The organism is Ruegeria sp. BF10, from assembly GCF_056538725.1.
This window is the reverse complement of the sequence record NZ_JBQFTR010000005.1, coordinates 194,867-205,278: the sequence shown is the minus strand read 5'-3', so window position 1 is coordinate 205,278 and position 10,412 is coordinate 194,867. Positions and strand designations below refer to the sequence as shown.

At 58.9% G+C, this 10,412-nt stretch carries 13 protein-coding genes; 7 read left to right on the top strand and 6 right to left on the bottom strand.

Annotation, left to right across the window (positions count from 1 at the left end; genetic code table 11):
* Nucleotides 1-390: 390 nt before the first annotated feature.
* Nucleotides 391-1,578: a Zn-dependent hydrolase gene (locus tag ACR0DJ_RS17890; protein WP_480685896.1), complete on the bottom strand. Its 1,188-nt coding sequence runs from the start codon at nt 1,576-1,578 to the stop codon at nt 391-393.
* A gap of 136 nt (nt 1,579-1,714) precedes the next feature.
* Here ACR0DJ_RS17890 and ACR0DJ_RS17885 point away from each other — a divergent pair, with 136 nt between their 5' ends.
* The 4 genes from ACR0DJ_RS17885 to ACR0DJ_RS17870 are packed head-to-tail and all read left to right on the top strand — an operon-like array spanning nt 1,715 to nt 5,214.
* Nucleotides 1,715-2,365, top strand: coding sequence for a histidine phosphatase family protein (locus ACR0DJ_RS17885; RefSeq protein WP_170346653.1), 651 nt, complete (start codon nt 1,715-1,717; stop codon nt 2,363-2,365).
* Between the two features lie 18 nt (nt 2,366-2,383).
* Nucleotides 2,384-2,998 (top strand): glutathione S-transferase family protein, encoded by a 615-nt coding sequence (locus ACR0DJ_RS17880; RefSeq protein WP_480685895.1) that lies wholly within the window; start codon nt 2,384-2,386, stop codon nt 2,996-2,998.
* Between the two features lie 14 nt (nt 2,999-3,012).
* Nucleotides 3,013-4,068 carry a saccharopine dehydrogenase gene (locus ACR0DJ_RS17875; protein WP_425080005.1) on the top strand — a complete coding sequence of 352 codons (1,056 nt, stop codon included), beginning with the start codon at nt 3,013-3,015 and terminating at the stop codon, nt 4,066-4,068.
* A gap of 3 nt (nt 4,069-4,071) precedes the next feature.
* Nucleotides 4,072-5,214 (top strand): saccharopine dehydrogenase family protein, encoded by a 1,143-nt coding sequence (locus ACR0DJ_RS17870; RefSeq protein ID WP_425080004.1) that lies wholly within the window; start codon nt 4,072-4,074, stop codon nt 5,212-5,214.
* Nucleotides 5,215-5,305: 91 nt separating this feature from the next.
* Here the strand turns inward: ACR0DJ_RS17870 and ACR0DJ_RS17865 are convergent, their stop codons facing one another.
* From ACR0DJ_RS17865 to ACR0DJ_RS17850, 4 genes are all read right to left on the bottom strand, one after another.
* On the bottom strand, nt 5,306-5,509 hold the full coding sequence (locus tag ACR0DJ_RS17865) for a DUF1127 domain-containing protein (protein WP_480685894.1): 204 nt from the start codon (nt 5,507-5,509) through the stop codon (nt 5,306-5,308).
* Nucleotides 5,510-5,569: 60 nt separating this feature from the next.
* The gene (locus ACR0DJ_RS17860) at nt 5,570-5,797 is read right to left on the bottom strand and encodes a YjiS-like domain-containing protein (protein ID WP_480685893.1); all 228 of its coding nucleotides are present in this window, start codon (nt 5,795-5,797) and stop codon (nt 5,570-5,572) included.
* A gap of 238 nt (nt 5,798-6,035) precedes the next feature.
* Nucleotides 6,036-6,353, bottom strand: coding sequence for a DUF3775 domain-containing protein (locus ACR0DJ_RS17855; protein ID WP_152459349.1), 318 nt, complete (start codon nt 6,351-6,353; stop codon nt 6,036-6,038).
* Nucleotides 6,354-6,394: 41 nt separating this feature from the next.
* Nucleotides 6,395-7,213, bottom strand: coding sequence for a DUF1365 domain-containing protein (locus ACR0DJ_RS17850; protein ID WP_480685892.1), 819 nt, complete (start codon nt 7,211-7,213; stop codon nt 6,395-6,397).
* A 146-nt stretch (nt 7,214-7,359) separates the two neighbouring features.
* Here ACR0DJ_RS17850 and ACR0DJ_RS17845 point away from each other — a divergent pair, with 146 nt between their 5' ends.
* From ACR0DJ_RS17845 to ACR0DJ_RS17835, 3 genes are read left to right on the top strand one after another with little or no spacing between them, the layout of a single operon-like run.
* Nucleotides 7,360-8,016, top strand: coding sequence for a sigma-70 family RNA polymerase sigma factor (locus ACR0DJ_RS17845; protein WP_480685891.1), 657 nt, complete (start codon nt 7,360-7,362; stop codon nt 8,014-8,016).
* Nucleotides 8,017-8,026: 10 nt separating this feature from the next.
* Nucleotides 8,027-8,677: a ChrR family anti-sigma-E factor gene (locus ACR0DJ_RS17840; protein WP_170346662.1), complete on the top strand. Its 651-nt coding sequence runs from the start codon at nt 8,027-8,029 to the stop codon at nt 8,675-8,677.
* Nucleotides 8,678-8,723: 46 nt separating this feature from the next.
* Nucleotides 8,724-9,128: a hypothetical protein gene (locus tag ACR0DJ_RS17835; RefSeq protein WP_170346663.1), complete on the top strand. Its 405-nt coding sequence runs from the start codon at nt 8,724-8,726 to the stop codon at nt 9,126-9,128.
* A 3-nt stretch (nt 9,129-9,131) separates the two neighbouring features.
* Here ACR0DJ_RS17835 and ACR0DJ_RS17830 read toward each other — a convergent pair whose 3' ends face one another.
* Entirely contained in the window at nt 9,132-10,361 is a 1,230-nt protein-coding gene (locus ACR0DJ_RS17830; RefSeq protein ID WP_480685890.1) for a DNA recombination protein RmuC, read from the bottom strand.
* Nucleotides 10,362-10,412 lie beyond the last annotated feature (51 nt).

Below are 10,412 nucleotides of genomic sequence, written 5' to 3'. Positions count from 1 at the left end.
CCAAAGGATACTGAACAGGCATCTCCCACCCAGCAAAATCAACCATCTTGCCGCCAAGTGCGACGTGAAGGTCATACAAGGGCGTGCGCTTCGGTGTGGTCATGATCCGGTCCAACTTCCGATTATCCAAAGGTCAAAATGCATAACCGTCAGTCTGCCCCAAGCCGCATAGAATGCAATGATTCCACCCGGTTTTTAGTGAAACACCGATCCGAAGAAGAGGCGGTATACAGACGCATGCATCATGAATGTTCCTATAGGAAACTTTTTTCCGTTAGGCAACAACCCTCGTTTCCATCGCGTAAAATTCCCGGCGTCCTGCCGGATGCCGGGGGGGATTTCACCGTCTATGCAACACCTTCCTCGCGATTTTTTGTTGCAAAGTGGCGTTTAGACAGAGAGGGACCGTACGGCACGCACCAGAACTTCGAGCCCCGCAATCAAATCGACCTCTGCCGTATCTTCTGCAAAATCATGGCTGATTCCGTCGATCGAGGGCGTGAACAGCATCGCGACCGGCATCAGGCGCGACACGTTGGTGGCATCGTGCAAGGCCCCCGAAGGCATTCTGCGCCACCGACCCGGTGCAACCTGTTCCGCACCGCGTTCAAGAGCGCGGCGCAAGGTTTGATCCATGGCGACGGGATCCAGCCCCAGCATGGGACCGTAATCCAGGCTCATCCCCATTTGCTCAGCGGTTTCTTGTGCCGTCGCCCGAATGATTTCCTCCATCCGGGCCAAACGGTCTGCATCAGCATCGCGCCATTGCATCGAGAACCGAACCCGTCCCGGTACGATGGACGATGCGTTTGGATGCAGGTCGACCCGCCCGATGGTCCAGACAGTCTGCGGGGTGACAACATTGCGAAACCGCTCATTGAGCCGGGTGTTGAACAGGGACAGGGCCTGAAATGCGTCGCGCCGCAGGTGCATGGGGGTGGTGCCGGCGTGGTTCTGCTGACCTTCGAAGGTGATCGGCATATCGCGGATGCCAACGATATCGGTGACGACTCCGATCTGGTCTCCGGACGCGTCCAGAGAGGGTCCCTGTTCGATATGCATCTCTATGAAGCCGTTGAAACGGGACGGGTCCACGAAGCCCCGGGACAAGTCTGCCATGGAGGATCGGGCCTGGCCAAAGCTGACACCGGCCCCATCCATCAACACATCGGCTTTTTCCAGAGACACCCCGCCCGACCAGACAGCAGAACCGGTGGTCACACCAAACCGCCCCTCTTCGTCCTGAAAGCTGACGACCGAAACGGGCCGGTCGCTGGAACGTGCGATTTCCAGCGCGGCAATGACGCCAAGGGCGCCGTCCAGCCAACCGCCTTCGGGCTGACTGTCGGAATGTGATCCCATCAGCAGCGAAGGACCGGACGCCAATCCGAACAGGTTTCCCACCGGGTCAAACTGCGGGGTCAGGCCCGCTTCGCGCATACGTCCGGCAAGCCACTGGCGCGCGGCGATATCCGCGTCGGAATAGGCGGGGCGGACAACCCCCTTGCCCACACCCGAGGCACCGAATTCACGCAACTTATGCAGGTCGGTCAGAAAACGCGTGTGATCGACGGTCATAAACCCCTCCGAAGGCTTGTACGGGGCGAACCATAGCCAGAAACAGAAAAGGGGCGAGGTTTTTTTCGACAGGCGTGAAACCCCTCTGGCACAGGAGGGGAACCTGCCCTAAGACTTCGGCGCAAGAGGGACCGACATGTCACATATCACATTGGTGCGTCACGGGCAGGCGAACACAACGGCGCGAGACGAGGCAAGTTACGACAGGCTCAGCGACTTGGGGCATCAGCAGGCGCGCTGGCTGGGGGCGCATCTGCGTGATACCCGCAGCCACTATACCCGGGTCTATTGCGGGACCCTGACCCGCCACGCCGAGACGGCGGCCAGTATGGACTTGCCCAATCCAATCCGTGACGCGCGACTGAACGAGATCGAGTATTTCACGCTGGCGCAACTGTTCGAGGACCAACACGGTGTTGCGATCCCCACGGACCGCGAAGGTTTCGTCGAACATCTGCCCAAAACCTTTGCGGCCTGGGCCAACGGCGAAATCGAGAACCCGCCTGAAACCTTCGAAGAATTCGAGACGCGCGTGCGCGACGCGCTGCACGAGATCGGAACCGAGGGCGGACCGGCCATTGTCGTGACCTCGGGCGGGTTGATTTCGATGGTGGTGCGGCAGGCGATGGGGTTGGATATACCGTCAATGGCACGGGTGGCCCTTGCCATCATGAACACGTCGATGCATCGTCTGCATCCGATTGGTGCTCAGCTGAGCCCAGTCCTTTTCAACGCCGTTCCGCATCTGGAAGCCCCTGATCGGCAGTTCGCGCAGACCCACCTGTAACCAGACCGGAGACGCCTGATGCAGCTTTACTATGCACCCCGAACCATCTCGGTCGCTGTTGCGATCGCACTGGAAGAGGCCGGGCTGGAATACGAAGCCGTCAAGCTCGACTTCGCCGGGGGTGAACAGACGAAACCGGCCTACAAACAGATCAACCCCAAAGGCCGCGTTCCGGCGCTGGTGGTGGATGGCGGCATCCTGACCGAGACCGGGGCATTGCTGGAATTTGTCGCCGCCAAAGCCCCCGAGGCCGGGCTGGTGCCGACCGACCCGGTGATGGCGGCCCGGATGCGTGAAGTGATGTTCTACCTTGCCTCGACCATGCATGTGAACCACGCGCACAAATTGCGCGGGCACCGCTGGGCCGACAAGAAATCCAGCTGGAAAGACATGAAAGACAAGGTCGCGCAGACGATGACCGCATCCTGCACTTACATCTCGTCGAACGGGCTGCGTGGACCATTCGTGCTGGGCGAGGCGTTCTCGCTGGCCGATGCTTACCTGTTCGTGGTGTGCAGCTGGCTGGAAGGCGATGGCGTGGACGTTTCGGTCTTTCCCAAAATCGTCGCCTTCCGTGAGGCGATGGAGGCACGCCCTTCGGTTCAGGCGGTGCGGGCCGCCGGAATGCTCTGACAAAAGGAAGTAAGATGACACATCTCTGGGTCCGGGCAGAACAGCGCCCGAACGAAGAACGGGTTGGGCTGACGCCGGAAGGCGCCGCAGCGCTGATCGCGGCCGGCATCCGCGTGACGGTCGAGGAAAGCCATGCCCGCGCCATTCCACTGGACGGCTACAAGGACGCAGGCTGCGAGATCGCGCCCGAGAATTCCTGGCCCAAGGCCCCGCTGGACGCAATCATCTTCGGCCTCAAGGAACTGCCCGAAGACGGTACACCCCTGCCCCACCGCCACATCATGTTCGGCCATGCCTTCAAGGGCCAGCATTCGGGCCGGGCTCTGCTGGAACGTTTCAAGGCGGGCGGCGGCACGCTTTATGATCTGGAATACCTCGTGGATGAGGATGGTCGCCGGGTCGCCGCATTCGGCTATTGGGCAGGCTACGCGGGCGCGGCGGTGACGCTCAAGACCTGGGCGGCGCAGCAACGCGGCGAGATCTGCGGCCCCGTCGGCGTCTATCCCGGCAAGGACGCGCTGAACGCCGAACTTCTGGCAGAATTGGACGCCACCGGCGCGCCCCGCCCCCGCGCCATCGTCATCGGAGCTTTGGGCCGTGTGGGCACCGGTGCCGCAGACCTGTGTGAGGCGATGGGCGTCGCAGTCACCAAATGGGACATGGCCGAGACAGCCAGCGGCGGACCGTTCCCCGAAATCCTTGACCATGATCTGTTCCTGAACTGCATCTTCGCGCGCCCCGGAACGCCTGTCTTTGTCCCGCGCGAGGCGTTGACCGCCCCGCGCAAGCTGACCGCCATCGGCGATGTGGCCTGCGACCCTGACAGCGACTACAACCCGGTGCCCGTCTATGACCGCGCCACCACATGGGAAGAACCCGCCCTGCGCGTGGCCACCGACCCGGTGATGGACGTGATGGCGATCGACAACCTGCCGTCGATGCTGCCGGTCGAAAGCTCGGAAGACTACGCGGCGCAACTTCTGCCGTCCTTGCTGACCCTGACCGATCTGGACAGCGGTGTCTGGGGTCGGGCAGAAGCAACTTACAAAACGCATATTGAAGGACTCTGAACGATGACCATTCATTGGTGTGGCACCGGCCTCTCGGCCATTCCCGGCCTGCGTCGCCTGATCGAAGGTGGCCATAAGGTCACCGTCTGGAACCGGACAATCGAAAAGGCCAGGGCCGAGGTCGGAGACCTGACCAACGACATCCGCGCCTTCGACATCGACGCGCTTGGCGCCGTATTGGAGAAGGGCGATGTGATCGCCTCGATGCTGCCGGGCGACTGGCATGTGCCGCTGGCGGAACTGGCGATTTCGAAACAGGCCAATTTCGTCTCGTCCTCGTATATCGCGCCCGAGATGCGCGCGCTGGATGACAAGGCGCGCGAGGCCGGTGTCGCACTGGTCAACGAGGTCGGGCTGGACCCGGGCATCGATCACCTGATGGCACATGCCCTGATCGACGACTACCGCGGCTCGGATGCGTTCGACCCGGAAAACCATCTGAGCTTCATTTCCTATTGCGGCGGCATTCCCAAGAACCCCAACCCATTCCGCTATAAATTCAGCTGGTCGCCGCTGGGCGTTTTGAAAGCGCTGCGGTCGCCGTCGAAATCGATCCGCGATTATGCGCCACTGGACGTTGCCCGCCCCTGGGATGCGATCAGCAGCTACATCGCTCCGCTGCCGACACCGGAAAGCTTCGAGGTCTACCCGAACCGCGACTCGATTCCCTTCATGGCGCAGTACCATTTCGAGGATCACTGGCCGGTCAAGGAATTCGTCCGCGGCACCCTGCGCTTGAACGGCTGGGCCGACGCATGGTCGGATGTGTTCACCGAGATCGAAACCCTGTCCGGCCCGGAAGGGGATGCGCGTCTGAAAGAGATGTCGGATCAGTTCTGGGAGGAAAACGCCTATGACGAAGGCGAGCCTGATCGCGTTGTGTTGTGCGTGGGGTTGAAGGCCGAGAAAGACGGTATCCCCGTCTGGCACAAGACCTATGTCATGGATGCCTGGGGCGACGAGCGTGGCACGGCAATGGCGCGTCTGGTGTCGATTCCGGTCTCACTTGCCGTCGAGGCCGTATTGAACCGCGCCATCCCGGCCGGGGTTCACGCGGCCCCGAGCGATCCAAAGCTGGTGCAGGGATGGATGGCTGAAATCGACAAGCTGGCCCAGCATCTGCAAATCGTCGATCATACGGCCTGAATGCAAAAAAGCCATTCCAGACTGTCTGGAATGGCTTCCATTGTTCTACATTACGCATGTTGTCCTCGTTCGGGCTTCCCTCACCCGGCCTTCAGATATACCGCTGGATGGTATCTTCGATATCACTGCGGTTGATACCCAGCTCGGACAACTGATGATCGGTCAAAGCATTCAGATGCTGGGCTGCGCGGACAATATCAGGGCTGATCGAACGGATTCGCATGGCACGGTCGAACAGCAAAAGCGCGCTGACAGCCGGAGCCGATTCATTGGTGGGCGGTATGGCGTCGAACATTCTGGTAACCTCGCTGACAGGCTTTTGGGGGATTGTTTTCAGTTCACGCTGAATGCTTGATCACTGCCGGTATGGCTTGTTGTGATACACACTTTCATATGCGCGTCTTTTGATCTGATCCCGCTGGATGCCGATGTCGGCCAGTTGCAGGTCATCAAGCCTTTCCAGATCCCGCACGGTTTTCGAAAAAATCCGACGGCGGAAATGTTCGACCTTTGCTTCTGCATAGTTTGAAAACAGACCGTCAAGCAGGCCACCCCGGCCTTCGAATGTTTGTGTATGTGACATGTCTTTCTCCTCCTGAACTCAATGTCTTTGTCTTCCTGACATCAAATTTGGGAAGCCTGCCTTAACGTTGCAAAACCGGATCATTAAGGTTTGTTAAGACTGGTATGGAGCGAAAGTTACGGCTGGACCGACGCGTTGATTGCAAACTTCGATCCAGGCCCGCGACATGTCCTTTCAAGTGCGGATCAAGATAACGCGAATACCGACCCGTCGCAGAAACCGCCCCTTTGCAGGCAGGTCACATCAGATCGTTTTCGACGTCCTCGGCCGAAATCCCCAGCGCATCCAGGCCATTTTCAAGGTGGTCTGACATGTGCGGAGTGCCGATCAGATAGTCGGCGCAGGGGGTCGAGGCCTCGGCCTTGGCAGTGGCAATCGCTTCGGCCAGATCCTCGGGGAAAAAGCTTTCGCGGCCGATCCACATGATTGCAACCAGTTCGGCTTGCTCGTCTTCGCTCATACGTTCAATGAAGGCGCGCATTTCACCTTCTGCCCGGTTCAGCTCGCGCCCCATCATGGCAATCTGAGCGACCTTTCTTGCCGATATTTCCAACATGGATCATGTTCCTCGTGTTCGCGGTTGTCATGCCATCACAATCACCGAACACCAGCCGAGTCTTTGATCTTACGCAAACAACGGCCCTCGTGCCGCGCCCGCGAAACAGGTTCGTCCGGTACCGGTTGCCTGCGAAACGGGCGAAAGGTTGCTTTTTTCAACCACAGCCTGAAAGCCTGCCAGACGATCAGTGCAAAGGTTCTCCGGGCGCCGAATGGTCGCCGCAGCAAGGACCACAGGATCACCCGGTTGGTCAGGGGTTGCCGCGGTCCGGTCAGCGTCGCGATCAGCCCACCATCAGCGCGGCCGTAATCAATCCAGACACCGACCCGATCCGGGCGATAGTCGAAGCGAAACGTATAGCTGCCTTCGATTTTCTGAAACGGTGAGACATGCATCAGCTTGTCCGCCACCACCCTGTCAGTCGGTTCAATGACCGAGAAATCAGGTTTGTGACACAGGTAACTGTGACGGGTGCCATAGGTATTGGTGACCTCGGCCACCACGGCATACAGGTGATCGCTGTCATTAAAACAGAACCAAAAACTGACTGGATTGAAAACGTGCCCCAAAACACGGGGTTGCGTCAGCAACTTGAAACGCGCCGGTTGTTGCACCGACATTTCATCAAATCGCGCACGCAGCCAAAGCGCGCCTTCGCCCCGACCAGGCTCTCCCCCGTGATCTCTGGTACGCCAGTTCGTTACGTTTGCGCGATCAACCGAAAACAGAAAAGGGGTGTTCAGCTCTGCTTCGGGATCCAGCAGGATGTAATCTACCGAGTATCGGAATGCATTTTCAATCGCACCCTTGCGCCCGTGATAGGTATGACCCGCGATATGGTCTATTTCCTGCGTCATCCGCTGCTTTCTGGCCTTCCCGTAAACGCCTTGAACTGCACTGATTTCCTTCAGATGCTGGTAATTCTGATACGGCAATTTGCACAATTTGGATCATAATGTCCCGATAAAGTGATCCGGCTTGGGGAACGCGCCGTAATGAGGTTATGTTTACCGAGATTGATACCGTGACCTTGGACGAACCTGCGGCTGAACCGGCCGTCCTTCAGCCTCGGCGCGAAAAGAAACGCATCAAGGGTAGACGGGTGAACGGAAGAAACGGCAGGCGCGAGACCAGAACCGAATGGGTGGATCACGTCAGGCGCATCCGCGACGCGCAGGATCAGGCGGCTTTTGCCGAACTGTTCCAGCATTTCGCGCCACGAATCAAGGCGTTCCTGATGAAGTCAGGATCAGACGCCACGATGGCTGAGGAGTGCGCTCAGGAGGTGATGGCGACCTTGTGGCACAAAGCCCATCTGTTCGACCCGACGCGGGCAACGGTGGCCACCTGGGTGTTCACCATCGCTCGGAACAAGCGCATTGACGTTCTGCGAAAGCAACGCCGCCCCGAACCCGAAGAACTGTGGTGGGGTCCCGAGGCCGAGCCTGAACAGGACGATGTCATCATGCTGCAACAGGAAACCGCGCAGCTGCGCACCGCTTTGACAGCGTTGCCGGACGCGCAGAGAGAGCTGATCGAAAAGGCGTATTTCGGTGATCTGAGTCATCGGGAAATTGCGTCTCAGACCGGGTTGCCCCTGGGAACGATCAAATCACGAATCAGGCTGGCGCTGGACCGCTTGCGCCATGCGATGAACTGAGATGAGTACGATGAGTAAATCGATCAAACATCACCTGACAGATGACCTGCTGATGGCATATGCCGCAGGCAATCTGCCCGAAGCCTTCGACCTGATGGTCGCGACGCACCTGTCGCTGTGCGACCATTGCCGTGCGCGGGCGGAAAGCTACGATGCCGTGGGCGGGCATGTTCTGGAGGAACAGACGGACTCCATCGCCATGAGTGATACATCTCTAGCCTCTACTATGGCGTTGATCTCCAAAGGCGCGCCAGCGGCCAAACCGGCGCGTCCGAACTGCCCGGTATTGCCGGCCCCGTTGCAGGATTATGTCGGCGGTACGGTTTCAGATATCCGCTGGAAACCGATCGGCATGGGCGTAAAGCAAGCCATCCTGCCAACCACAAGCGAGGCCTCGGCCCGGTTGCTGTTCATTCCCGCCGGAACGGCTGTACCAGATCATGGCCACAACGGGATAGAATTGACGATGGTGCTTCAGGGCGCATTCTCGGACGAAGTGGATCGCTTCGCCCGTGGCGACGTCGAGATCGCGGATGAGGATTTGGAGCACACGCCGGTGGCGGACATTTCGGAAGACTGCATTTGCCTGGCGGTTACCGATGCACCGTTGAAGTTCACCAAGTTGATGCCGCGCCTGTTCCAACCCTTCCTGCGCATCTGAGTTTGCCTATGAGGCCCGCGAACGGCGTGTTTTGAAAGGAATGATCATGTTCGGAAGACTTCTTGTATCCGTCCTTCTCGTTGCAGTCGCGCCCGTCGTCTCGGCCCAAATGTCGGCCGAGGTTCAGTTTCAGCCCGGCAATTATGGAACGATGGTCAGTGGGACCATCTCAGGAGATGCGTACTTCGACTATACGCTTGGCGCCAAAGCCGGACAGGAGATGTTTGCCGATCTTCAGGTCAGCGACACCAATGGTAACGGCGTGATCTATTTCAACATCCTGCCGCCGGGCAGCGATGGTGTGGCGATCTACAACGGGTCGATTGACGGTAATACGGCCCGGATCACCCTGCCCGACGATGGTGACTATACAATCCGCGTCTATCTGATGGGCAATGACAGGGATACCGGTAAAACCGTGGGGTACAATCTGGACCTGTCCATCCAGTAGATTTCAACCTTCGTGTCGAGCAAGGGGCACAACGCCGGTTTCGGCCTTGGTCTCGATTTCTTCAAAGTCGAAATTGTCCAGACGCTGCGCACGTCGGCCAGCCTTTTCGGCGCTGATCTTGATTTCCGAGATATCCTTGGCCGCCTGCCCGAAATGACGATCTAGGTTCGAGACGCGATCACCCAGTCGGTCCACATCCTTGTGCAGCAGCCCCAACTCTTTGCGGATTGCACCGGCCTGTTCGCGCATACGCGCATCTTTCAGGATCGCCCGCATGGTATTCAACGTGGCCATGCATGTGGTGGGTGACACGATCCAGACTCGCGCGGCGAACCCTTCGCGCACAACATCGGGCAGGCGGGCGTGCAGCTCGGCATAGATCGCCTCGGACGGCACAAACATCAAAGCACCATCGGCGGTTTCCCCATCCAGAATATACTTCTCGGAAATCGCCTTGATATGCACTTTCACCGCAGCGCCGAATGCGCGCAGGCATCTTTCAACGTCCTCCTTGGTCTGCGCGGCAGCAAGTGCTTCGAAATCCTCGAGCGGGAATTTGGCGTCGATCACGATCGGTCCCGGCGGGTTCGGTAGATGGATCAGGCAATCCGCCCGCTTGCCGTTCGACAGAGTGGCCTGCAACGAATAACTGTCAGCGGGCAGCGCCTTGGACACGATATCGTTCAGCTGGATTTCCCCGAACATCCCCCGCCTTTGCTTGTTTGACAGGATATCCTGCAAAGACAGCACATCGCCCGACAGTTTGGTGATATTGTCCTGTGCCTTGTCGATGGCGGCCAGACGTTCCTGCAACTGGGTCAGCGAGGTCGCCGTCTGTTTCGACGATCCATGCAACGTCTCTTTCATCCGTTCCTGCATCTCGGCCAGCGCACGCGCCGATTTCATCGCATTGTCCGCCAGCCGGTCGTTCATCTGTTGCTGGACCGAAGCCAACCGCGCTTCGACCGTCTGAATCACCTGCATCTGTGCGTTGGCCTGAGTGTCCGAGACATGCTGAAGGCCGCCGCGCAACTGTTCCTGGCCCTGGCCCAGTTGCTGGACGTGCTGACCCAGATGCGCCATCTGCCGCGCCAGAGGTTCCGCCATCCGGGCCGAGCGGTTGGCCGCCCGCAACGACAGGAACAGCAGCAGCAGAATCAACGCCACCACACCACCAACGGTCAGAATCACGGGATCATTCAACGCCATTTCAGTGCCTGCAATCTGGATCATGGGGGTCAGTTTGTTCTCGTTTTGTTTCTATCTTGTTAAACCGTGTTTGAA